Below are 23,853 nucleotides of genomic sequence, written 5' to 3'. Positions count from 1 at the left end.
GCCGCCCATAATCCGCTGCATATGCAGCTCCACGCACCCACCGCACTTCGCCGCCCGGCGGACGCCATGGCCCTGATGTCCACCGACGACTTCACGCCACGGGAGCGCGCGCCCCAGTGGTGCGAGTGGCTCTGGAAACACTTTGGCGGCCTGCACTCCGACCTCTACGGCGACACCGATTTCGATGGCCACCTGTCCTCGGCCAAGGCCGGTGACGTGATCCTCACCCGGTTAGAGGCCAACCGCCACCGCGTGGTCCGTACCATGGACATGGTGCGCGCCAGTGGCGAGGGGTATCTGAAGATTGTCGCCCCCATGCGCGGCAGCGCAGGGGTGGAACAGGATGGCCGCCAAGCCTGGGTGCGCCCCGGCGCCTGGACCATTTACGACACCACCGGCAGCTACGCTGTGGCCAACCCCGAACGCGTGGAGCACCTGATCGTGATGGTGCCCAAGGCGCAGCTGGCCGAACATGGCCTGCGTCTGGAGAGCCTCATGGCGCGCCCCGTGGGCGGTGCCACCGGTATTGCCCGCGTGGCGCTCACCACCATGCGCAGCACCTTTGAAGAGCTGCCCAACATGAGCTCCGACGCGGCCCAGGGCGCAGGTGAACTCATCACCCAACTGGTGCGCCTGTCGCTGATCGAGCTGGCCGGACAACACACACAGCTCACACAGCGCGAGGCGCTGAAAGACCGCATCCGCGGTTACGTGGCCCTGCACCTGCGCGACCCCAAACTCTCCGCCGACCAGATTGCCACCGCACTCAACTGCAGCAAGCGCCATCTGTACAACGCCTTCGCCGACGAGCCCCATTCCCTGGCCAGCTACATCCAACACCTGCGCCTGGATGCCTGCCTGCGCGCGCTACAACAGGACGGCGGCACGGCACGCCCCATCACCGACATTGCGATGCACTGGGGCTTCAACAACCTGTCGCACTTCAGCCGCGTGTTCCGCGAACGCACCGGCCAAAGCCCCAGCGAATTCCGCCACGCCAGCGGCAATTAGGCATCAAACAGAGCTCTAGCCCGCATGGAGATTGCGCAAGCAGCTCCTTATTTGATAGCGTTTTAACAACTGTCAACCCACCGCACCACAGCGTTCCAGCTCGGCCAGCGAAAGGATGTCGATGCGTCCATACCCCAGCGACAACACACCCGCGCGCACCAGCCCCTTGAGCTCCTTGGACAGCGTCTGACGTGTCATGCCCAGCATCATCGCCAGCGCCTCCTGCGACACCGCCACACTGGCCCGCGCCTGCGGCGCCATGGTGGAGTCACCGCGCGCCAGTGACAGCAGGCGCCGCGCAACACGGGTGCGCGTGGAGCGCAGCATCGCGTCTTCCACGATGCCGTACAGCGCCCGCACCCGTGAGCACAACAGCGCCGCCATCGCCCGCGAAAACGCGCTGCGCTGCATCAGCCGCTCAAACGCCGCAGGGTGGATGGCCAGCAGCGTGCAAGCCTGCACCGCCGTCACATCGTGCGGCCGCGGCAGGCCATCGAGCAGCGTGGTCTCGCCAAACCAGTTGCCCGCCTCCATCACCGAGAGAATGCCCTCGCGCCCGTCTTCGCCCAGCGTGGACACCTTGAGCGCCCCGTTCAGCACGCCGAAAAAGCCGCCCGCCGTGTCGCCTTTGCGATAGAGCATTTCGCCCGGGCGCAGGTGCAGCGTGTCCGCCGCCGCCAGCATGGCCTTGCGTTCGGCCAGCGGCAGCGCGTCAAACCAGGGGTTTTGCGAGAGGCTGCGCAGGATTTCGTTTGTGGAGTTAGCCATCCAATGCGTCCCAGTGATTACCCTAGATTGTCAATTTTTTGACATTCTCACGTCAAGCCCGCGCATACCCTAGAGCCCCTTGCCGCTTTGGAACACCCGATGAACGCACGTGCCAATTTCACCCGCATGCAGGACAGCAGCCAAGCCGACTGGCAAATCATTGGCGGCGAATTCATGCAGTTCACGAAAAGCCTGTCCGACCGCGTGCTGGCCCACCTGAAACTGCTGGAAGGCGACTTTGGTGGCTTCCCCATCGACCGCTACAGCCACTGCCTGCAAACCGCCACCCGCGCGCTGCGCGACGGCCGTGACGACGAATACGTGGTCTGCGCGCTGCTGCATGACATCGGCGACACGCTGGGCACCTTCAACCACCCCGACATCGCCGCTGCCATCCTCAAACCTTTTGTGAGTGAAGCCAACCACTGGATGGTGCAGAACCACGGCATCTTCCAGGGCTACAACTTCTTCCACCACATCGGCATGGACCGCAACATGCGCGACATGTTCCAGGGCCACGAACACTACGCCCGCACCGAAGAGTTCATTGCGCTCTATGACGACCCGGCCTTTGACGCCAAGGCCGAGACGCTGCCGATGTCCGAGTTCGAACCACTGGTGCGCCGCGTCATGGCGCAACCCCGCAACACCATTTACAAACAAGCCACGGAGACCCTCGCATGAACATCCCCTCTCTCAAAGACAAGGTCAGCCCCGAAGAATGGCAACTGCGCGTGGACTTGGCCGCCGCCTACCGCCTGGTGGCGATGTACGGCTGGAGCGATCTGGTTTTCACCCACATCAGCGCACGCATCCCCGGCCCCGACCACCATTTCCTGATCAACCCCTACGGGCTGATGTTTGACGAGATCACCGCGAGCAGCCTGGTCAAGGTCGACCAGCAATGCAACAAGCTGCACGAGACGCCCTTCCCGGTGAACCCCGCCGGCTTCGTGATCCACAGCGCCGTGCATGAAGTGCGCGAGGACGCAGGCTGCGTGCTGCACACCCACACGCGCGCCGGTGTCGCCGTCAGTGCGCAAAAGGCCGGCATTCTGCCCATCAGCCAGCAGTCCACCTTTGTGCTGGCCTCGCTCGCGTTCCACGAATACGAAGGCGTAGCCTTCCGCGATGAAGAGAAACCGCGCCTGCAGGCCGACTTGGGTAACGCCAACTTCCTCGTACTGCGCAACCACGGCCTCTTGACCGTGGGCAAAACCATTGCCGACGCCTTTCTGGCGATGTACACGTTTGAAGCCACCTGCCAGATCCAGATCGGCGCACAAGCCGGTGGTGAACTCACCCAGGTCAACCCATTGATCGTCAAAGGTGTGGCCGAAGCCATGCGGGTACAAACCGGCGGCCTGGGCGGCGCTTTTGTGTGGCCCTCATTGATCCGTAAACTCGACCGTACCGACCCCAGCTACAAAACCTGAGGCAACACCGAATAAAACCCTCCGATCGTCCTGAGCCTGTCGAAGGGCAGGCTCAACGCGAACGGTATCAACCGCCACACACTCTTTCTTTCATGTCCGTCATTGCCCTGCACGCCGTTCCCGCCACCAGCTCCTCCCGCGCGGAGCTGGAAACCACCCTCAAGCTGCAACGCGCGGCCTACCTGGCGCACCCCAACCCCAGTTTTGAAGAACGGCGCGAAGACCTGCTCAAGCTCAAAGCCTTTGTCACCGACCACCGCGATGCGCTGGTCGACGCCATCAGCGCCGACTACGGCCACCGCTCCGCGCACGAATCGCTGTTCGCCGAAATCTTCAGCGTGATCGACGGCGTGAACTACACGCTCAAACACCTCAAGCGCTGGATGAAACCGCAAAAACGCCATGTGGACATCAAGAACTTTCTCGGTGCCAGCAACCGCGTCACGCCGCAACCGCTGGGTGTAGTGGGCGCCATCATTCCGTGGAACTTCCCCATCTGGACCAGCTTCAACGGGCTGATCTGCACCTTTGCCGCGGGCAACCGCTCCATGGTCAAGATGTCGGAGAACTCGCGCCATGTGGCCGCGCTGCTGATGGAGAAAATCCCCGAGTACTTTGAGCGCGACAAACTCGCCTTCTTTGACGAAACCGGCGGCGTGGGTGTGGAGTTTTCGCAGCTCAAGTTCGACCACCTGATCTTCACCGGCTCCGGCCAGACCGGCCGCGCCGTGATGGCCGCGGCCGCGCAAAACCTGTGCCCCGTGACGCTGGAGCTGGGTGGCAAATCGCCCGCCATCGTCTGCGACGACTTCCCGCTGCAAACCGCGGCCGAGCGCCTGCTGTTTGCCAAGTGTTTCAACGCAGGCCAGGTCTGCACCACGGTGGACCACCTGTATTTGCCAGAGGGCAAGGTCAAGGCGTTTGTCGCCGCGGCCAAGAAGATCGTCAAGGGCCGCTACCCCTCACTGGCCAGCGAGGACTACACCGCCATCATTGACGACCGCGCCTTCCAGCGCATCACCAAGGCACTCGAAGAGGCCCGCGACGGCGGCGCCACGCTGATCTCGCTGATCCCCGGCAAACCCTGGGACGCCAAGACCCGCAAGATCGCGCCACACATCGTGCTCAACGCGCCCGAAGACTGCGCGCTGCGCACGCGCGAGATCTTCGGCCCGGTGCTGCCCATCATTGGGTTCAAAACGCTGGCCGAGCCCATCGTCGCCATCAACGCAGGGCCACGCCCGCTGGCGCTTTACCCGTTCAGCAACAACAAGGACCAGGTCGAACACCTGATCACCCACATCATGTCGGGCGGCGTCACGGTGAACGACGGTGTGCTGCACACCGCGCAACACGACATGCCGTTTGGCGGTGTGGGCGAAAGCGGCATGGGCCACTACCATGGCTACGAAGGTTTCCTGACCTTCTCCAAACTGCGCCCGGTGATGTACCAGGCGCCGTTCAGTGCCATCAAGTTCCTGTACCCACCCTATGGCACATTCGCCACCAAGTACCTCGACTTTTTGACCAAGTAAGTTCTCTCCACCAACCCGGGACCACTCCATGCCACAACAAGAATTTGACTATGTGATCGTAGGCGGCGGTTCCGCCGGTTGTGTGGTGGCCAGCCGCCTCAGCGAAGACCCCAACGTCTCGGTCTGCCTGCTGGAAGCCGGCCCCACCGACAACTCGGTGCTCATCCACTGCCCGTTGGGTATGGGCGTGATGGCGCAGACCGGCCAGGCCAACTGGAGCTACGAGACCACACCCCAACCGGGCCTGAACGGCCGCAAGGGTTACCAGCCGCGCGGCAAGGTCATGGGTGGCAGCAGTTCCATCAACGCCATGGTCTACACGCGTGGCAACCGCAAGGACTATGACGGCTGGGCCGCACTGAACAACCCCGGCTGGAGTTATGCCGATGTGCTGCCGCTGTTCAAGAAGGCCGAAAACAACGAGTGTTTTGGTGCCACCGAATACCGGGGCACCGGCGGCCCGCTGAACGTGGCCTACCTGCGCAGCCCCAGCCCGGTCAACGATGCCTTCATCGCCGCCTGCAATGAAAAAGGCATCCCCACCAACCCCGATTACAACGGTGCGGTGCAATACGGTGTCTCGAAGGGCCAGACCACACAAATCAATGGCGAGCGCTGCAGCGCGGCCAAGGCCTACATCACGCCGCACCTGGGTCGCCCCAACCTCACCGTCATCACCGACGCCCATGCTAGCCGCGTGTTGCTGGAGGGCCAGCGCGAAAACCAACGTGCGGTGGGCGTGGAATACCTCAAGGACAAACAAAGCCTGCAGGTGCGTGCCAAGCGCGAAGTGATTCTTTCCGGTGGTGCGTATGGGTCACCGCAGTTGCTGATGCTCTCCGGCATCGGCCCCGCCGCAGAGCTGCAAAAGCATGGCATCGCAGTGCAACACGCATTGCCCGGCGTCGGCCAGAACCTGCAGGACCACATCACCACCTGCCTGATCTACCGCACGCACCGCGTGGACGCGTCGTTCGGCTTCTCGCTGCGCGGCGGCTGGGCCATCCTCAAATCGATCTTCGAGTGGCGCAACAAACGCACCGGCATGCTGACCTCCTGCATCTCGGAAACCCAGGGCTTCATCTCCACCGAGGGCAACAACGATTACCCCGACACCCAGCTCGCGATGTGCGTGGGCATCATTGACGACCATGCGCGCAAGCAGCACCTGGGCCATGGCTTCACACTGCACGTCACGCTGATGCGCCCCAAGAGTCGCGGCAGCGTCACGCTGGCCAGTGCCAAGCCCACCGACGCGCCGCTGATAGACCCGGCATTCCTGCAAGACCCGGACGACATGGCGCGCCTGGTCAAGGGCACACAGCTGGGCCTCGACATCATGGACGCGCCCGCGCTGAACGCCTACCGCGGCAAGATGCTCTACCCCGTCGAGCGCAACAACCCACAGCAGATCGAACAGTTCCTGCGCAAAAACTCCGACACCGAGTACCACCCGGTCGGCACCTGCAAGATGGGCCCGGCCAGCGACCCCTTGGCTGTGGTGGATGCCGAACTGCGTGTGCACGGCCTGCAGGGGCTGCGCGTGGTCGATGCGTCCATCATGCCCAACCTGGTCACCGGCAACACCAACGCACCGACCATCATGATTGGCGAGAAGGCCGCCACCCTGATCAAAAACCCCGTGGTGCACTCCACAGTTTCGCAACCCGCCCAGCGCGCATCGGCACTTGCCGATAGCATGGCGGCCTGACCTCCCGCAGCACAGACTGCTCCACCACAAGGACACCTCCCATGAAGCTCTATTACTCCGCCGGCGCCTGTTCGCTGTCTCCGCACATCGCCCTGCACGAAGCCGGTCTGGCTTTTGAAGCCGTGCTGGCCCCCACCAAGACCCACAAGCTGCCCGACGGCGGTGACTACTACGCGGTGAACCCGCTGGGCTACGTGCCCCTGCTGGAGCTGGACAACGGCGTGCGCCTGCGCGAAGGCCCGGCCATCGTCCAGTACATCGCCGACCAGGTGCCTGAGAAAAAGCTCGCCCCTGCCAACGGCACATTGGAGCGCTACCAGTTGCAGAGCTGGCTCACCTTCATCGGCACCGAAATCCACAAGACCTTCTCGCCCCTGTTCAACCCCGCCACCCCCGCCGAAACCCGAGCGGGCTCGGTGGACAAACTGGCCAACCGCCTGAAATGGGTAGACGGCGAACTGGCCGGCAAGCAGTACCTCATGGGTGACCAGTTCACCGTGGCCGACGGTTACCTGTTCACCGTCACCAACTGGGCCAACCCCACGGGCGTGGACCTGTCTGCGTTCACCAACCTGCTGACCTGGCGCGCGCGCGTGGGCGCACGCCCTGCCGTAGTTGCCGCCATGAAGGCCGAAGGCCTGCTCAAGTAAGCCACCCCATCCCCCGCCCCGCGCGGGGGATTTCCCCACCTGGATAGAGCCATGGTTACCTGTTATCTGCGTTACGTCATCGATCCGTTCAAGCTCGGCGAGTTCGAACACTACGGAAAACTCTGGATCCCGCTTGTAGAGAAGTTCGGCGGCCAGCACCATGGCTACTTCCTGCCCTCCGAGGGCGCCAACAACATTGCGCTGGCGATGTTCACCTTCCCCAGCCTGGCCGCGTACGAGCAGTACCGCACCCAGTCCGCCACGGACGCCGAATGCCAGGCGGCCTTCCAATACGCCGAAGACACCCGCTGCATCATCAGCTACGAACGCAGCTTCTTCCGGCCGGTGTTTAGCTGACGCTGCACACGCGCCGGGCCGCTGACACACCATGTTGATCCGCCCGTTTCAAACCGGTGACGAAGCCGCGCTCTACCGCGTGCACTACAGCGCCATCCACCAGGTCGCGGTGCGTGACTACACCGCCGAACAAATCAACGCCTGGGCGCCGCCAGATGCGGACCCCACCCTCTGGGCAGAGCGCATGCACGCCATGCAGCCGTTCGTCGCAGAAATCGATGGCCAGATCGCGGGCTACGCAGACGTGCAACCCTCTGGCCACATAGTCCATTTTTTTGTTTCGGGTGACTTCCCGCGTCAGGGTGTAGGTCGCGCCCTCATGGAACGCATCCATGCAAAAGCCCAGCAACTCGGGCTGACCGCACTCACCTCCGACGTGAGCCGCACCGCACAACCCTTCTTCGCCCACTTCGGGTTTCACATCGTCGAAGAGCGCTTTCCGGTACGGCTTGGGGTAACGATTCCGAATGCGCTGATGCGCAAGGCGTTGTAGATTGTGCGAGGTGGTGGCGTTTATTTGCTACTGATTAAATAGCTTATTGCGCCCATTCCATAAGGGCTAACGGGCGTTTTATGCAAAAAATTGGTGCCTACCCAACTACATCCGCACCCCATACCGCTCAAAAATCTGCCGATACCCCGCCTCCTTGCGGAACTCGCGCATGGCCTTGTCAAAGGCAGGCAACACGCCCACGTGCGGGGACTTGCGGCTCAGTAGCAGATAGAACGTGGCGGTGAGGATGTCGTGGGACATCACGCGCAGGCTGTCGGGGTTGGGCAAAGACTTCCACGCGTTCTGCATGGTGAACAGGCCTTCAATCATGACGTCGCCGCGGCCCGCGGCCAGCATCTTCACCGCATTGGCAAAGTCGCTCGGGCCGTCATCCACATTGAAGCCCGCCAGGTTGGTCTTGGCCCAGCTGCTGCCCAGGTAACTGATCACGCGCGGGTTGATCTTGCGCACATCGTCCAGCGTGCGCGCGCCTGACAAGGCCTTGAGCAAGGGTGACCCGGCATACACAAACAGGCGGCTGGGGTTGAACATTACAGCCTCGCCCGAGGCCTGCGCATACGCCAGCCGCTCCGGCGTCACCAGCGTGCACATGCCGTCGCCCAGGCCCGACTCCACATTGCCCTGCGCACGCCGCCACGGAAATCCCTGGTGCTCCACCTTCAGCCCCAGCCGTTTGCCCAGCACCTCTTCCAGAATGTCGATCAGGATGCCGCGCATCTGCGTGCCGTCCCGGAAACTCATGGGCTCATAGGTGTCGAAATACTGCATGCGCAGCGGCCCAGGCGCAGACGACGCAGTAAACACCGGGCCAGCAGACAGCGCAGCAAGTGCTTGCAGGGTGCGGCGGCGTTGGATCATGGCAACACTATAAACGTCTCAGCCCCCAGAACACGCCACTTGCTACCTATTCAATAGCTGCTTGCGCTCATTCCATAAGGGCTAGAGCGCCTTTTGGCGTATAGCCAGTGCCGCCCCCAGCCACAGCGCCAGCGCAGAAAACACCAGCCCGCGCGCCAGGCCACCGGGGCCGTCGGCAATCCAGCCCACCACCGTGGGCCCGACGATCTGCCCCGCCGCAAACACGGCGGTGAACGCACTGATGCCCGTGGCCCAGGCGCTGGGCGGCAGGTTGTGGCGCACCAGCGCCGTGGTCGACGCCACCACCGACAGAAACACGCCGCCAAACAGCAGCCCCGAGGCCAGCACCAGCACCGGGTGTTGCGTGAGCGCGGGCAGGATGGTGGCCACACCGAGCAGCAGGTTGAGCGTGGCTAGCGCACGCCCGCTCTTGTGGCGGTCCAGCAGGCCGGCCCAGATGCGGCTGGACGCCAGCACCGCCAGACCCAGCAGGCCATAAAACACCGTGACCGCCAGCGCACTGCTGCCCTGCGCACGCAACAGCGCCACTACAAAGGTCATGTAGCCGATGTACCCCACGCCAAACATGGCGTAACCCGCCAGGCCATAACCAAACTGCCGCCAGCGAAACGGCACCTCGGGCACACCACTGGCCGCCACCGGCGCGGCCCAGCGCCCCATCACACGCGCCGGCCACAGCAGCACCGCACTGGCCAGCACACACAGCGCCGCCAGCCCCCACCAGGCCCAGCGCCAGCCATGCGCCTGGGCTTGCGTCACATCCAGCACCCAGGGCACAACGGCCGCCGACAGCACAATGCCCACACCGGTGCCGCCGTAGTACAGGCCAATCAACAGGCCACCACGCGCCGGGTCCTGCGCGCCCAGGCGCGCGGCCAGCACGCCGCCCGACACAAACACCAACGCACTCGCAATACCCGCCAGCAGGCGCTGCAGCAACAAGGGCGATGCCTCGGTGAAAAAACCGCTTAAGCCCATGAAGGCACTGGCCAGAAAACCGCCCGCCCATAACAACGACGAGGCGCCAAACCGGCGCAGCAGCCAGGGCGTGGCCAGCGCGCCCAGAAAGTAACCCAGCGCGTTGGCCGTGTTCATGCCCCCGGCCAGCGTGTACGACCAGCCCAGGTCGGTGCGCATGGCCGGCAGCAGCAGGCCGTAAGCAAAACGCGTGATGCCCAGCGAAATGGCCGCGCCCAGGGAAAGCGCGAGGGCCAGCGCGGTGAGGTGTCGCTGCGGTGTGTGCAAACAGGCTCCAAAACAGATCGGGGGGACCTGCATTTTGCTGCAACACCCCGACCCTCGTTGGAGCCCCTCCAGCGCCAACTACACCGGACTAAGCGTCGCCCACACCAATCGGCGCAGGTGCGCGCATCACGATGCGGGTGAACAGCCGGTCGTAGCTGGGGTCGTGCGGGTACTTGCCGGTCAGCGGGTCGCGGTTGCTGGCAAACGCCGCGTCCAGTTCGGCCCAGTCTTGCGCACCCAGCAGCTTTTGCGCGGCGGGCAGGATCACCGTTTCTTCCAGCCGCATGTGTTCCAGATAAAACGACACGTACAGCCGCGCGGCGGTATCAAACGCCGCACGGCGTGACTCCCCCACCAGCTCCCAGGCCAGCAACAGGTGCTGCAACTCGCGCACCGCGGTTTCACCATGCGCGTGGTCTTTCTCCAGCCGCACGATGGTGGGCAGGGTATCGGGCGCCAGCCGTGCCACACGGGGAAACAGCAAGTCCGACTCTTTGGGATGGTGCAGGCGTTCGGGGAACTCGTCGATATAAAACAGCATGGCGCGCAGCACATCAAAGAAGCGCTCGGGCGCATCGGCCGGGCCGCGGTCCAGCATCATGGTGAGCGAGCGCAGCATGGCCGCCAGTGCGGCGTGTTCATCGCGAATAACCTGCAGGCTGGATTGCGTCATGGTGTGTCTCCTGGACTTTGGCGCAGGATCGCACGCCGGTCGCCAGACCCTCTTGATGCAGATCAAACGCCATGCAGTTGGCCCTCCGGACGCTCCTAATTCAGGAGCTGCTTGCGCAATCCCCATAAGGGCTAGAGGCCAAAAAGGCTCTAAACCTTGGGCTTCCAGCGCTTGAGCAAGAGCGCATTGGTCATCACACTCACCGAGCTGAGCGCCATGGCCGCACCGGCCACCACCGGACTCAGGTAGCCCAGCGCGGCCAACGGGATACCGGCCGCGTTGTAGGCAAAGGCCCAGAACAGGTTTTGCCGGATCTTGGCCACCGTGCGGCGGCTGATGTCCAGCGCGCCGGCCACCAGCAGCGGGTCACCGCGCATCAGCGTGATGCCCGCCGCATGCATGGCCACATCGGTGCCACCGCCGTTGGGGTTGGCCATGGCCATGCCCACATCGGCCGCCGCCAAAGCCGGGGCGTCGTTGACACCATCCCCCACCATGGCGACCACTTTGAGACCGGCTTTTAGTTCCACCACTTTGGCAGCCTTGTCGCCGGGCAACACTTCGGCCAACACATCTTTGGCGTCCAGCCCCAGGCGCTTGGCCATCGCTTCGGCGGCACCCCGGTTGTCGCCCGAAATCATCACCGTCTGGATGCCGCGTGCCTGCAAGATGGCGAGCGCTTCTTTGGCGCCCGGCTTGGGTTCGTCGGCAAAGGCCAACAGCGCAAGCAGCGTCACGCCACTCTCGGTGCGCTCGGCCATGGCGGACACGGTGGCACCTTCGGCCTGCAACTGTGTGGCTCGGGCAGCGACCGCGGCCTGATCAACGCCCAACTCTTCCATCCAGCGCAGGCTGCCCAGCAGCAGCGTGCGCCCGGCCACCACACCCTGGGTGCCACGGCCGGGCACGGCACGCACATCGGTGGGCGCCTGCACCTCCATCGTCTTGGTTTTGGCCGCCGTCACGACCGCATGGGCCAGCGGATGTTCGCTGCCGCTTTGCAGGCTGGCGGCCAGGCGCAGGGCTTCGTCCTCCGCCAGCCCCACCGGCACCAGCACAGTCAAACGCGGCTGGCCCACGGTCAGCGTGCCGGTCTTGTCAAAAGCCACCACGTTCACGGTGTGCGCCAGCTCCAGCGCCTGCGCGTCCTTGATCAAGATGCCGAACTTCGCCGCCACGCCCGTGCCCGCCATGATGGCCGCCGGTGTGGCCAGGCCCAGCGCGCAGGGGCAGGCAATCACCAGCACCGCCACGGCGTGGACTAGCGCCACTTCAAAGCTGTGCCCGGTGAGCCACCAGGCCAGCAGCGTGATCAACGCAATCACCAGCACCACGGGCACAAACACCGCACTCACCTGGTCCACCAGCCGCTGGATCGGCGCCTTGGCCGCCTGCGCGTCTTCCACCAGGCGGATGATGTGGGACAGCACCGTGTCCACCCCCACCGCCCGCACCTGCAGCACCACACGGCCCTCGCCATTGATGCTGCCGCCGGTGAGCTTGGCGCCCACCTCCTTGGTCACGGGCAAGGGCTCGCCGGTCAACATGGATTCGTCCACCTGCGTGCGGCCTTCGAGCAGCGTCCCATCCACCGGGAAGCGCTCGCCGGGTTTCACCACAATCTTGTCACCCACCAGCACTTCGACCACAGGAACATCCACCTCACCCTCGCGCCCCAACAGGTGCGCCGTGTCTGGCCGCAGGCTGTGCAGCGCGCGGATGGCGGCGGTAGTCTGGCGCTTGGTGCGCGCCTCCAGCCACTTGCCCAGCAGCACCAGCGTCACCACCACGGCGCTGCTTTCAAAGTACAGATGGGGCGCCATGGCCGGCATGCCATGCGCCGAATGGTCCGGCGCCGTGAGCCACAGCCACATGGACAGCGCCCAGCCCGCCGAGGTACCCAGCGCCACCAGCAAATCCATATTGCCGGTGCGCGCCAGCAGCGCGTGCCAGCCCGCCTTGTAAAAACGCGCACCCAGGATGAACTGCACCGGCGTGGCCAGCAAAAACTGCCACAGCGCAGGCAGCATCCAGTCCCGGCCAAACAGATCCCCCACCATGGGCAGCACCAGCGGCGCACACAGCGCCAGGCCAATCCCCACAGGCCCAAAGCCTGCCCACATTGAGGCGTCCACCGCGTCAATGGCTGCGCTGGGCGCCAGCGGCTCGTAACCCGCATCACGCACCGCACGGCGCAGGCGCGCCTCCATGTCCGGGTTGTGCACTTCGATGCGCGCGGACTCGGTGGCCAGGTTCACCGTGGCGCTGTCCACCCCCGGCACCTTCTTCAAGGCTTTTTCCACACGCATCACACACGATGCGCAGGTCATGCCGCCAATGCCGATATCGATGGTCGAGGGGGATGCAGTTTCAGTGGTCATGACCAGAGCTTAGGCCTTGCCATGGGGGCAAGGTCAAGGGATAGGGCACACTTTCGCCCATTACAGCCAATACCCTCTGTGCGCTATGCCGACTTATGACTACGCTTGCCCGGACTGTGGCCCCTTCACCGCCATGCGCACCATGGCCGATTCTCAGCAGCCAACACCGTGCCCCATGTGCCAAGTGCCCGCCAGCCGCGTACTCACCGCACCACGCTTCTTGCCCCGCACACAACGCCAAGCTTCACCCGCGTCGGACAACACCGCGGGCTACCAGCGGCTGACGCATCAAAGCGGATGTGCCTGCTGCAAATAGGCGGAGCTTGACTCTCCCACGATGGGAAGGTTCACAATGGTTTCTTCTACTCCTGAGGAAACCCCATGAACCAACTGTTTACCGTCACCGGCATGACCTGCGGCCACTGCGAAAAAGCCGTCACCCGCGCCATCCAGCAAGCCGACCCGCAGGCCGAAGTCAAGATAGACCGCAGCCAGAACCTGGTGGAGGTCGAATCCACCCAGCCGCGCGAAACATTGGCCCACGCCATTACCGAAGAAGGTTATGCCGTTGCAGCCTAAACCGGCAATGGTGTCCGGCGAAGCTGTGAACATTGGCGAGGCGGGGCGCCAAAGCGGCGTGTCCGCCAAGATGCTGCGGCACTACGAATCGCTGGGGCTGCTGGGCAAAGTGAACCGCACCGACAGCGGCTACCGGCTCTACAGCCCCGCCGATGTGCACACGCTGCGCTTCATCAAACGCTGCCGTGATCTGGGCTTTTCCATGGCCGAAATTGCCGAACTGGTGGGCCTGTGGCAAAACCGCCGCCGCACCAGCAGCAGCGTGAAGAAGATTGCGCAAAAACATGTGGATGAACTCAACGCACGCATAGACGCCATGCAAAGCATGCAGCGCACGCTGAGTGGCCTGGTGGACTGTTGCCATGGCGACGAACGCCCGGACTGCCCCATCCTCGACGACCTGGCCGGCACACCACAGGCTGCGCGGCTGCGTGCGGGCGATCTGTGAATGAGCCACACTCAGGCATGGACCCACATTTCTTCGACATCTCGGTCGCCGTCAGCCACACCCTGAAAACCGTGCGTGTTCGCAAGCACGGTGTGGTCTGGGTGCGTGCGGGCAGCAAGGGCATCATCACGCCCCAGCGTGCAAAGGGGCAGCTGCTGGTGCAAGCCGGTGGGCTGTGCCTGCTGGCCGCAGGCCACCAGTGGGATGTGTCCAACCACATCGGCCCATCGGGGCGCTACGCGGCCAGCGTGTGGACCATTCCCGATGCCGTGGCCGATGCCTTTGTCAACCACTACCCCGCGCTGGCCGGCCAGCCGCCGCTGAACGGCTTTGCCACCACCACCGCGCCCGACGACTGGGCACAGACCTGGGAGCGTGCCCAGCGCGCGGGGGACCCAGGCCACTCCGCGAGTGCCGTCCACCGCGGCGTGGAACTGCTGCTGACGCTGGCCGAACAACGCCTGGTGTTCCCCAGCCGCGTGCAACTGTCATGGACCGACCGGGTGACCAACCTGATTTCGCAGAGCCCGCATGCCGACTGGTCGGTGGACACGCTGGCCCAGCACTTTCTGCTCAGCGGCAGCACCCTGCGCCAGCGCCTGCAGGAAGAAAGCAGCAACGTGACCGCCTGCCTGCAAGAGGTGCGCCTGGAGCTGGGCCTGAGCCTGCTGCAGTCCACCGATATTCCCGTGGGGCAAATCTCGCAGCGTTGCGGCTACGAGTCGCACAGCCGGTTCACCGCCGCTTTCCGCAACCGCTTTGGCCTGAGCCCGTCATCGGTCCGCATCGCAGACGCCGCCCAGGCACGCCCCAGAAAAAGCGCTTTGGCACAGGAATCCAGCGCCAACGGCTAACGCTCGCACGGCCTGTCGCCCAACAATGGACTTCGCGCAATGTGCGCCATCTTTTGGAAGGAAAGCAGTGATGACATCGACAGTACGCAAATCAATCGCCACGCTGGGCGCAACAGCCCTCGTAGCAAGCCTGGCACTCGCTACCAGTGCGGCCTGGGCCCAAACCAAACCCTTCACGCTCAGCAGCCCGGACCTGGCATCGGGCGTGTTCGACAACCAGTTTGTGCTCAACGGCTTTGGCTGCCAGGGTGGCAATGTGTCGCCCGCAGTCCAGTGGAACAACGTACCCGCCGGCACCAAGAAGCTGGCCCTGAGCGTGTACGACCCCGACGCCCCCACCGGCAGCGGCTTCTGGCACTGGACGGTCTACAACATCCCCGCCACGGCCACCGGCCTCGCACGCGGCGCGGGCAATGCCGCAGCCAGCCTGCCCGCCCCAGCCTTTGGCGGCAGCACCGACTTCCACGATACCGGCGCCACGGGCGGCAACGGCAACTACGGCGGACCCTGCCCACCCGTGGGTGACAAACCGCACCGCTACATCTTCACCGTGTTTGCCTACGACATGGACGACCTGCAAGCCGCTGGCGGCATCCCCAAAACAGGCACCGCTGGCCTGCACGGCTTCATCCTCAACAAGGGTCTGGGCGCGCACCTGCTGGGCAAGGCCAGCTTCACGGCCACTTACGGTCGCTAGCCCAAGCGGTGGGAAGGGCGAGCCGCGGCGCTTGACCTTCCCCGGCGTGGCCCGCAACGCTACGTAATTGATAGCTGCTTGCGCATAGTCCACGGGGGCTGGAGGCCATTTTTGCGCCACAATGCGCCCCATGGCCCTGAAACCGCGCATCCTCCTTGTTGAAGACGAATCCGGCATTGCCGACACCCTGCAATACGTGTTGTCCACCGACGGCTTTGCGCCTGTATGGGCAAGCACGGCGGAGGACGCTATTCGCCTGTTCAGCGCCGAGCTGCCCGCATTGGCCGTGCTGGACGTGGGCCTGCCCGACCTCAACGGCTTCGAGCTCTTCCGCCGCCTGCAAGCCCTGCCCGGCGGCAACCAGGTGCCCATGCTGTTCCTCACCGCACGCAGCGACGAGATCGACCGCGTGGTGGGGCTGGAGCTGGGCGCCGATGACTACATCGCCAAACCCTTTTCGCCACGCGAGCTGGTAGCTCGTGTGCGCACCATCCTGCGCCGCAGTGCGCGGCCTGTTGCCAGCACAGCACCGGTCGCAAACGCCACCGCCATCTGGGCGTTGGACGAAGAGCGCCACCAGATCCGCTTCTACGGCAAGCTGCTGGAGCTGTCGCGCTACGAATACGGCGTGCTGCGCCTGTTGGTGCAAAAGCCTGGCCGCGTGTTCACGCGCGACGAACTGCTGCTGCAGGTCTGGGGCGACAACAACGACAGCTTTGACCGCACGGTGGACGCCCACATCAAAACCCTGCGCGCCAAACTCAAACTCGTCGCCCCCGGCCACGACCCCATCCGCACCCTGCGCGGCAGCGGCTACGCGCTGAGCGAAGAACTGCCGGCCACACCGACATGAGCGCCGACGGGCAGCCCCTAGGCGCGAAGGCCCCATCGGGGGGCAGCGACCCGCGCAGCGGTGGAGCGTGGGGGCCACATGTCTAAGAGAAGCCGCATCTTCTTCGGGCTATTGCTTATTTACGCAATAGGCATGGCCGCGGTGTTGTACCGCGTGGTCAGCGACCTGGACCCCCGCTACCGTGAATCGACCGAAGAGTCGCTGGTAGAAACCTCGCAACTGCTAGCCACCCTCATCGAGCAGGACGTGCGCGACGGCGCCATCGACACAGCGCGCCTAGACAACCTGTTCAAGGCTGCCTACGCACGCGAATTCAGCGCCCAGATCTTCAGTGTCAACAAGACCAAGGTCGAACTGCGTGCCTATGTGACCGACCGCAACGGCACCGTGCTGTACGACTCCACGGGCCAGTCGCAGGGCAAAGACTTCTCGCAGTGGCGCGACGTGCAACTCACGCTCAAGGGCGAATACGGCGCCCGCACCACACTGGACATCCCCGGTGACCCCAACTCCGCCGTCATGTACATGGCCGCCCCCGTGCGCTGGGCCAGCAATGCGCAGGGCGCCGGCAGCGGCGAAATCATCGGCACCATCACCGTGGGCAAACCGGTACAAACCTTTGGTCAGTTCGTGGCCGCCGCGCGCAGCCGCACGCTCTACGCGGGGCTCATTTCGGTACTGGCCGTGCTGGTGCTGGCCGTCATGGTGTCCATGTGGCTGGTGCGGCCCTTTGGCCTGATCGCCGACTACGCGCGTTACATCAAGGCCCAACAGGGCTTCCACCCCGGCCGCCTGCTGCGCCGCGCCTGGGACCTGATGCGCGCCGCCTACGACGAGATGCGTGACGCGCTGGCCGGGCGCAACTATGTGGCCGACTATGTGCAGACGCTGACGCACGAAGTGAAGAGCCCGCTGTCCGCCATCCGCGGCGCGGCCGAGCTGCTGCAAGAGCCCATGGAAGAAGCCCAGCGCCAACGCTTCCTCACCAACATCCAGCGCGAGACCCAGCGCATCCAGGAGATGGTGGACCGCATGATGGAGCTCACTGCGCTGGAGACCCGCCGCGTGCTCGACAACGCCCAACCCGTGGCCCTGCTGCCGCTGCTGGACGAACTGGCCCACGCCTCCCACGGCGTGGCCACCCAGCGCGGCTGCCGCATCACCGTGGCCGCCAGCGAAGACGTGACCGTGGAGGCCGACCCTTTTCTGCTGCGCCGCGCGGTCAGCAACCTGCTGGACAACGCGCTGGACTTTTCCCCCGAGGGCGGCCACATCGAACTGGGCCTGCAAGTGCAAGGCCGCTGGGCCCAGATCACCGTGCGCGACCAGGGCCCAGGCATCCCCGGCTACGCGCAGGACAAGGTGTTTGAGAAGTTCTATTCATTGGCCCGCCCGCACTCCAAGAAGAAGAGCACGGGGCTGGGGTTGAGCTTTGTGAAAGAGATTGCTTCATTGCACCGGGGGCTCATTGAGTTGGGTAATCGACCGGAATCTGAGGGTACGGGCGCTGCAGCGATGTTGTGGCTACGGCGCCGCACTGATTGAAGTGGAATTCAAACGTAACTAATAGGTCAACCATCATGACAACCACAAATCCTAGTGTTGAAGCGTTGCTTGAATCTGTTGGTCTTTCTCCAACATTCTTAGACGACCTATTGCATGACTCTGATTGGTCTTTTGTTATCAAAACTCATGCACTATTCGAAGCAGTACTTGGTTCACTGATTGTTCGTCGCCTGGGCGCTGAAGCAGCAGCAGACGCTATTGCAAACCTCGATTTCAACAACACCAGATCGGGCAAAGTTGCTTTTGCTAGAGCACTTGGTCTGATAGATAAAGAACACGTAGCCTTTTTACGTGGATTGTCTGAATTGAGAAATCAATTGGTTCACAAGGTACACAACGTAACTTTTACCTTCGCAAACCACATTGCCGGTTTGACTGCTTCTGATCTGAAAAAATTCAAAACAGAGTTTGGCTACGCCATATGCAGTCTAGAGAATGGAGAGAAAGAATACTCTGCCACGCTTTCACGAAGTCCAAAAACGATCGTTCTACTTGCCGCTTATCGTTGCCTTCTAAATCTGCAATTTCAAATAACCGATCGTGCCAAAGAGATATTGATAGAGCTGCTTAGGACACGTACGGAATCGCACTAGCTGCTTTACAAACAGCTCTGTCGAACATCGCTCACTTCACCCCCATTTCACACAGACTTCACACAGGCCCCTAACCCCTTCAAACTGACTTCTCACCTGGGCGGGATGCTCTCCTCAACGTGCAATACCGCACGCCGACTGGAGAAGCCCCATGGCACTTGCCGCTACCCACACGGCCCCCGACATCGCCACCACTGAGCCCCCCGCACGACTGTCGCGCTGGCTCTGGCTGGCCACCACCACGCTGTCTGCCGCCTGCTTTGTAGCGCTGGCCATCAGCCCCCCGGCGCACGCGCAAGACCGCGACGCGGCGCCCCGGCTTAAAACCGAGAGCCCCTACTTCTTCGTGAAGAGCGACAACCCTGGTGTGGACCAGTTGCCGCTCAAGTCCACCCAGGTGAACGTGAAGGTCAGCGGCGTGATTGCCGACGTGACCGTGGTGCAGACCTACAAGAACGAGGGCCAGCGCGCCATCGAGGCCAAGTACGTATTCCCCGGCTCCACACGTGCGGCGGTGCATGGCATGAACGTGCGCCTGGCGGACCGCCTGATCACCGCCAAGATCCGCGAGAAGCAGCAGGCCAAGATCGAATACGACGCCGCCAAGCAGGAAGGCAAGACCGCCGCGCTGCTGGAGCAGCACCTGCCCAATGTGTTCCAGATGAACGTGGCCAACATCATGCCCGGCGACGACGTGAAGGTGGAGCTGCGCTACACCGAGCTGCTGTTGCCCACCGATGGCAACTACCAGTTCGTCTTCCCCACCGTCGTGGGCCCGCGCTACAACAGCCCTCAGAGTTCACAAGCCAACGCGACCTGGGTAGCCCAGCCCTATCTGCCCCAGGGCCAGAACACGCCTACCAGCGCTGCCGCGCCTGCGTTTGATATCCATGTGACGCTGAACACGCCCATTGGTGTGAAAGAAGTGCGCTCCAGCTCGCACACCATCAGCAGCTACACCGAACAGGGCGGTGCCACCGTGGTGGGGCTGAACCCCACGGCCGAGCCCACCAACAACCGTGACTTCATCCTGAACTACCGCCTGGCCGGCGACAAGATCGAGACCGGTGTGATGCTCTACAAAGGCCAGGACGAGAACTTCTTCCTCGCCATGGTGGAGCCACCCAAGGCCCCCGCTGCAACGGCCATCACGCCGCGCGAATACATCTTTGTGGTGGACATCTCAGGCTCCATGCACGGCTTTCCGCTGGACACGGCCAAAGGCGTGTTGCGCGAGCTGATTGGCGGCCTGCGCCCCAGCGACACCTTCAACGTGCTGCTGTTTTCGGGCAGCAACAACTTCCTGAACCCCACGTCGGTGCCCGCCACCAAGGCGAACATCGACCAAGCTATCCGCACCATCGACAAGGAAGGCGGCGGTGGCAGCACCGAGCTGATCCCTGCGCTCAAGCGCGTGTATGCCCAGCCCAAGAACGCCGATGTGTCACGCACCGTGGTGGTGGTGACCGATGGTTATGTGACCGTGGAGCGCGAAGCCTTTGAGCTGGTGCGCAACAACCTCTCCAGCGCCAACGTGTTTTCGTTCGGCATCGGCTCCAGCGTGAACCGCCACCTCATGGAAGGCCTGGCCCGTGCGGGCATGGGCGAACCCTTCATCATCACCCAACCCGCCGAGGCCGCCGAACAAGCCGCCCGCTTCCGCAAAATGATTGACTCCCCCGTGCTCACCAATGTGAAGGTCCGTTTTGAAGGCCTGGACGTGTACGACGTGGAACCCCGCCAGCTGCCCGACCTGTTGGCCCAGCGCCCGCTCATCGTGTTTGGCAAATGGAAGGGTGATGCCAAGGGCACGTTGATCGTGGACGGCAACTCGGCCAGCGGCCCGCTGCACTTCAGCCTGCCTGTCAATGCCAGCAACGTGATCGATACCGCCGCCCTGCGCCACCTGTGGGCCCGCCACCGCATTGCCGCTCTGAGCGACCAGGAAGCCCTGGAAGGCGGCAGCGCCGCGAAAGACGCCATCACCGATCTGAGCCTGAAGTACAGCCTGCTGACCCAGTACACCAGCTTCCTGGCCGTGGACCAGGTGGTGCGCAACAAGGCACCTGCAGACAGCCCCAGCGTGAACCAGCCCTCACCCCTGCCGCAAGGTGTGGAGAACTCGGCCCTGGGTGCCGAAGTGCCCAGCACACCGGAACCCGCCACCTGGGGTGCGATCTTGGTGACGTTGTCGGTGCTGGCCATGCTGGCGCACCGCCGCCGCCGCGCACAGACCCGTGCGCACCACTACACCAGCTAAACCTATTCCGTTCACCCTGAGCCTGTCGAAGGGCTTCGACAAGCTCAGCCCGAACGGTTATTGCCGCGCCGAACCAAGGAAACTGAAAGTGGAAAACACACATTCCCCATTGCATCGTCTGCTGCACATACCGGGCTTTGTACGCTTTGGCATCGCGCTGGACACGACGCCCGAATGGCGCTGGCTGGCCCTGCTGGCCCTGGCGCTGTGGCCCACCTGGTGGTGGATGGGCCAGCGTATGGTCGATGGCTCGGACGACCCGCTGGGCGCGCTGGCCTTGGGCGCATTGGCAGTGGTGCTGTGGACGCACCGCAAACAACTGCGTGCCGCACCACGTCTAGGTTTACAAGCCGCCGCTTTGACCGGTGCCGTACTCACCACCGCGTTGCACAACCAGTTGCCGGATCTGTTGGTGGCCCTTATCGGTCTCTTGAGTCTGGCAGCGGGGCTTTTGGCCTTTTTGCCAGCGCGCGTGTCCAGTGCGCCAGTGTGGGGGCTGTCGGTGTTGTCATTGCCGTTGCTGGCATCGCTGCAGTTCTACGCGGGCTTCCCGCTGCGCGTGGTGACGGCAGAGACCAGCCGCTGGTTGTTGTCACTCGGCTTTATAGCCGAGCGCACCGGCAGCAGCCTGGTCGTGGATGGTCAGCTCATCATCGTGGATGCACCGTGCTCGGGCGTGCAGATGGTGTGGCTGGGTTACTTCACGGCGTGTGTGGTGGCACTGGCGACACAGCGCAGCAACCGTGCTTTCCTGCTGCGTCTGCCTGTCGTCGGCGCGCTGGTGCTGCTGGGCAATGTGCTGCGCAACACGGTGTTGGTCGCGGCGCAGGCGTCTGGCAATCACTTGCCGACCTGGGGCCACGACGCGATTGGGCTGATGGTGTTGGCGCTCGTCTGCAGCGGCATTGCCCGGACCATGGCACGTCAGGAGCGTGCGATATGAACGGCTTGTTCAGTAACCGCTTTGTCAACCGCGTGCTGCACAAAACACTGTGGGCCGCGCTGCTGCCGATATGTGCGTTGTGGGGCATCGGCCAGGCCATGACCGAGCGCTCTGCGTCACCTAGTGCCAATACCTCCATGACCTCTGCAGAGCTGCCAACAGAGTGGCAAGGCGCAACGCTGCGCCCGCTGGCGCTGAGCGAAGTAGAGCTGCGCTTTGCCAAACACTTCCCAGGCAGCGTCGCGCGTATGACGGACGACAAAAACGTACTGGTACTGCGCACGGTAGCCCGGCCCACCCGCATGCTCCACCCCGCTGCGGACTGCTACCGCGGCCTGGGCTACCGCATCCACAACGAACAACTGGAAGTGCAAGCCAACCAGGCACGCTGGCGCTGCTTTGTGGCGGATCGCGGTGGCCGCGCTGTGCGCGTCTGCGAACGCATTGAGGACGCGCAGGGCCAGGGCTACACCGACACCTCGGCCTGGTACTGGGCCTCGGTGGCAGGCCAGTCCACCGGCCCGTGGAAGGCGATCACCGTGGCCACACCCCTCTAACGCTGTTGTGTTCTTGCAAGGATGATGTTGTGCGCAAACTGCTGTGGGCCACGGCCCGGATTCTGGTTGTTACCGCGGTGCTGGCCATGCTGGGCCTGAGCGCCCTGCTGTTCACGGCGCGGGCCATCGTGCGCCCCGCACAGGGCGACTGGGCCACTACCTTGCGTGTTGGGCCGCTCAACATGGACGTGGGCGTGGCAGCACTCGTGCAGTGGGGCAGCACACCCTGGATTGCCAAGCAGCTGCACGGCCGCACCCTGCCCACGCGCCTGGGCGATGTGCACCTGGCGTGGGACGAGACCAGCCAACAGCTCAGCCTGCGCTGCCAGCCTTGCACGCTGCGCAGCAGCAGTTGGGGTGGCGAGCCGCTGCGCCTGCAAGACGTGCGCATGACCGTACGCCGCAACGCCACCGAACTGCGCGGCACGCTGCACAGCGGCGCCGTGTCGGCCACCTGGAAAGGCACGCTGCGCCCTACCGGCATCACGCTGCACATCGATGTGCCCGACACCCCGGTGGCCGATGGCTACGCACTGTTCGCCCACGCCATCCCCGAGATGGCACAGGCACAGATGGAAGGTACGTTTGCACTCCATGCCACGCTGGACCTGCCCAGCAAAAAACTGAGCGTGCAACCGCGCATCAGCGGCATGGCCGTGCAGGGTCTGGGCACCGAAGCCTGGACGCAGGCGCAGAGCCAGTGCAACCGGGGCCTGCCCGTCGCCATGGCGCGGGCCAATGTGCGCAGTGACAGCTTGCTGGCACGCGCCGTGCTGGCCGCAGAAGACCAGCGCTTTTACGAACACCCCGGCTACGACCTGGTGGAAATGAACAAGGCTCTGCGCAGCAACCAGGCCGAAGACGCCACTCTGCGTGGCGCCAGCACCTTGTCGCAACAAGTGGCCAAGCTGCTGGTCACGGGCGGCGATCGCTCCCCCGTGCGCAAGCTGCGCGAACTGCTCTACGCGGTGGAGATGGAACAAACCTTGGGCAAGGCGCGCATCCTGCGCCTGTACCTGGACCACGCGCCCTGGGGTGCCACCATTTGCGGCGCGCAGGCAGCCGCCCACACCTACTTTGGCAAACGCACCGACCAGCTCAGCGCCGCCCAGGCCGTGTGGCTGGCCGCCATGCTGCACAACCCGGCCCTGGAAGCCCAGCGCTGGAAGGCGCGTGGCAGCATCAACCTGGAGCGCGCCCAGTGGGTGGCAAGCAACCTGCGGCCTGTACCCAAACGCGAGCGGGCTGCCATCACCCAGGCGCTGCCGCAATTGGTCTGGGCACCCGCATCTTGAGGGCTATCCACCGCAACCGTAAGCAGGTGCAGCAGTTGTAAGACCGTG

The 23,853-nt window shown here is 63.9% G+C and carries 25 protein-coding genes; 20 read left to right on the top strand and 5 right to left on the bottom strand.

All coding sequences use genetic code 11. From position 1 onward, the window contains the following. The first annotated feature begins 21 nt into the window (after nt 1-21). Complete coding sequence (locus tag RS694_RS00260; protein ID WP_051391724.1) at nt 22-1,011, top strand: AraC-like ligand-binding domain-containing protein; 990 nt, start codon at nt 22-24, stop codon at nt 1,009-1,011. Between the two features lie 72 nt (nt 1,012-1,083). Here the strand turns inward: RS694_RS00260 and RS694_RS00255 are convergent, their stop codons facing one another. After that, entirely contained in the window at nt 1,084-1,779 is a 696-nt protein-coding gene (locus RS694_RS00255; RefSeq protein ID WP_029706313.1) for a Crp/Fnr family transcriptional regulator, read from the bottom strand. A gap of 99 nt (nt 1,780-1,878) precedes the next feature. Between RS694_RS00255 and RS694_RS00250 the strand changes: the two genes are divergently transcribed. The 7 genes from RS694_RS00250 (at nt 1,879) to RS694_RS00220 (ending at nt 7,961) form a co-directional block, all read left to right on the top strand. Further along, nucleotides 1,879-2,463, top strand: coding sequence for an HD domain-containing protein (locus tag RS694_RS00250; protein ID WP_029706312.1), 585 nt, complete (start codon nt 1,879-1,881; stop codon nt 2,461-2,463). Continuing rightward, nucleotides 2,460-3,215, top strand: a complete 756-nt coding sequence (locus RS694_RS00245) for a class II aldolase/adducin family protein (RefSeq protein ID WP_029706311.1) — start codon at nt 2,460-2,462, stop codon at nt 3,213-3,215. The genes RS694_RS00250 and RS694_RS00245 overlap by 4 nt, the downstream gene beginning before the upstream one ends. Before the next feature lie 92 nt (nt 3,216-3,307). Further along, the gene (locus tag RS694_RS00240) at nt 3,308-4,750 is read left to right on the top strand and encodes a coniferyl aldehyde dehydrogenase (protein WP_029706310.1); all 1,443 of its coding nucleotides are present in this window, start codon (nt 3,308-3,310) and stop codon (nt 4,748-4,750) included. A gap of 28 nt (nt 4,751-4,778) precedes the next feature. Then, complete coding sequence (locus RS694_RS00235) at nt 4,779-6,461, top strand: GMC family oxidoreductase (RefSeq protein WP_029706308.1); 1,683 nt, start codon at nt 4,779-4,781, stop codon at nt 6,459-6,461. A 41-nt stretch (nt 6,462-6,502) separates the two neighbouring features. Continuing rightward, nucleotides 6,503-7,111: a glutathione transferase GstA gene (gene gstA, locus RS694_RS00230; RefSeq protein WP_029706306.1), complete on the top strand. Its 609-nt coding sequence runs from the start codon at nt 6,503-6,505 to the stop codon at nt 7,109-7,111. A 51-nt stretch (nt 7,112-7,162) separates the two neighbouring features. Then, entirely contained in the window at nt 7,163-7,468 is a 306-nt protein-coding gene (locus RS694_RS00225; RefSeq protein ID WP_029706305.1) for an NIPSNAP family protein, read from the top strand. 31 nt (nt 7,469-7,499) lie between these two features. After that, nucleotides 7,500-7,961 (top strand): GNAT family N-acetyltransferase, encoded by a 462-nt coding sequence (locus RS694_RS00220; RefSeq protein WP_029706303.1) that lies wholly within the window; start codon nt 7,500-7,502, stop codon nt 7,959-7,961. 105 nt (nt 7,962-8,066) lie between these two features. Here RS694_RS00220 and RS694_RS00215 read toward each other — a convergent pair whose 3' ends face one another. The 4 genes from RS694_RS00215 to RS694_RS00200 form a co-directional block, all read right to left on the bottom strand. Beyond that, the gene (locus RS694_RS00215; RefSeq protein ID WP_051391723.1) at nt 8,067-8,840 is read right to left on the bottom strand and encodes a substrate-binding periplasmic protein; all 774 of its coding nucleotides are present in this window, start codon (nt 8,838-8,840) and stop codon (nt 8,067-8,069) included. 81 nt (nt 8,841-8,921) lie between these two features. Continuing rightward, nucleotides 8,922-10,139, bottom strand: coding sequence for a YbfB/YjiJ family MFS transporter (locus tag RS694_RS00210; RefSeq protein WP_051391722.1), 1,218 nt, complete (start codon nt 10,137-10,139; stop codon nt 8,922-8,924). 55 nt (nt 10,140-10,194) lie between these two features. Then, nucleotides 10,195-10,779: a hemerythrin domain-containing protein gene (locus RS694_RS00205; protein ID WP_029706300.1), complete on the bottom strand. Its 585-nt coding sequence runs from the start codon at nt 10,777-10,779 to the stop codon at nt 10,195-10,197. A 149-nt stretch (nt 10,780-10,928) separates the two neighbouring features. Then, nucleotides 10,929-13,160 carry a heavy metal translocating P-type ATPase gene (locus RS694_RS00200; protein ID WP_029706299.1) on the bottom strand — a complete coding sequence of 744 codons (2,232 nt, stop codon included), beginning with the start codon at nt 13,158-13,160 and terminating at the stop codon, nt 10,929-10,931. A gap of 85 nt (nt 13,161-13,245) precedes the next feature. Between RS694_RS00200 and RS694_RS21070 the strand changes: the two genes are divergently transcribed. The 12 genes from RS694_RS21070 to RS694_RS00145 all read left to right on the top strand — a co-directional run bounded on the left by RS694_RS21070 (nt 13,246) and on the right by RS694_RS00145 (nt 23,805). Beyond that, a complete protein-coding gene (locus tag RS694_RS21070) occupies nt 13,246-13,476 on the top strand; it encodes an FmdB family zinc ribbon protein (protein ID WP_037246657.1) in 231 nt (76 codons plus the stop codon). A 65-nt stretch (nt 13,477-13,541) separates the two neighbouring features. Beyond that, the gene (locus RS694_RS00190; RefSeq protein ID WP_029706296.1) at nt 13,542-13,739 is read left to right on the top strand and encodes a heavy-metal-associated domain-containing protein; all 198 of its coding nucleotides are present in this window, start codon (nt 13,542-13,544) and stop codon (nt 13,737-13,739) included. Then, the gene (cueR, locus tag RS694_RS00185; RefSeq protein WP_241463894.1) at nt 13,723-14,187 is read left to right on the top strand and encodes a Cu(I)-responsive transcriptional regulator; all 465 of its coding nucleotides are present in this window, start codon (nt 13,723-13,725) and stop codon (nt 14,185-14,187) included. Before RS694_RS00190 ends, cueR begins: the two co-directional genes overlap by 17 nt. Nucleotides 14,188-14,204: 17 nt before the next feature. After that, the gene (locus RS694_RS00180; RefSeq protein ID WP_051391720.1) at nt 14,205-15,041 is read left to right on the top strand and encodes a helix-turn-helix transcriptional regulator; all 837 of its coding nucleotides are present in this window, start codon (nt 14,205-14,207) and stop codon (nt 15,039-15,041) included. Nucleotides 15,042-15,111: 70 nt separating this feature from the next. After that, on the top strand, nt 15,112-15,738 hold the full coding sequence (locus RS694_RS00175) for a YbhB/YbcL family Raf kinase inhibitor-like protein (RefSeq protein ID WP_029706292.1): 627 nt from the start codon (nt 15,112-15,114) through the stop codon (nt 15,736-15,738). A 130-nt stretch (nt 15,739-15,868) separates the two neighbouring features. Beyond that, a complete protein-coding gene (creB, locus tag RS694_RS00170) occupies nt 15,869-16,591 on the top strand; it encodes a two-component system response regulator CreB (protein WP_029706291.1) in 723 nt (240 codons plus the stop codon). A 78-nt stretch (nt 16,592-16,669) separates the two neighbouring features. Then, entirely contained in the window at nt 16,670-18,136 is a 1,467-nt protein-coding gene (creC, locus tag RS694_RS00165) for a two-component system sensor histidine kinase CreC (RefSeq protein ID WP_029706290.1), read from the top strand. 35 nt (nt 18,137-18,171) lie between these two features. After that, complete coding sequence (locus RS694_RS20325) at nt 18,172-18,750, top strand: hypothetical protein (protein ID WP_152528769.1); 579 nt, start codon at nt 18,172-18,174, stop codon at nt 18,748-18,750. Nucleotides 18,751-18,901: 151 nt separating this feature from the next. After that, nucleotides 18,902-21,010 (top strand): VIT and vWA domain-containing protein, encoded by a 2,109-nt coding sequence (locus tag RS694_RS00160; protein WP_081708550.1) that lies wholly within the window; start codon nt 18,902-18,904, stop codon nt 21,008-21,010. Nucleotides 21,011-21,098: 88 nt separating this feature from the next. Next, nucleotides 21,099-21,953 (top strand): exosortase Q, encoded by an 855-nt coding sequence (gene xrtQ / locus RS694_RS00155; RefSeq protein WP_241463892.1) that lies wholly within the window; start codon nt 21,099-21,101, stop codon nt 21,951-21,953. Then, complete coding sequence (locus RS694_RS00150; RefSeq protein ID WP_029706284.1) at nt 21,950-22,510, top strand: hypothetical protein; 561 nt, start codon at nt 21,950-21,952, stop codon at nt 22,508-22,510. The genes xrtQ and RS694_RS00150 overlap by 4 nt, the downstream gene beginning before the upstream one ends. A 29-nt stretch (nt 22,511-22,539) precedes the next feature. After that, nucleotides 22,540-23,805: a biosynthetic peptidoglycan transglycosylase gene (locus RS694_RS00145; protein WP_029706282.1), complete on the top strand. Its 1,266-nt coding sequence runs from the start codon at nt 22,540-22,542 to the stop codon at nt 23,803-23,805. The last annotated feature ends 48 nt before the right edge of the window (nt 23,806-23,853 follow it).

This window comes from Rhodoferax saidenbachensis, from assembly GCF_001955715.1.
GTDB lineage: Bacteria > Pseudomonadota > Gammaproteobacteria > Burkholderiales > Burkholderiaceae_C > Allorhodoferax > Allorhodoferax saidenbachensis.
This window is presented reverse-complemented; position numbering and strand designations above follow the sequence as displayed.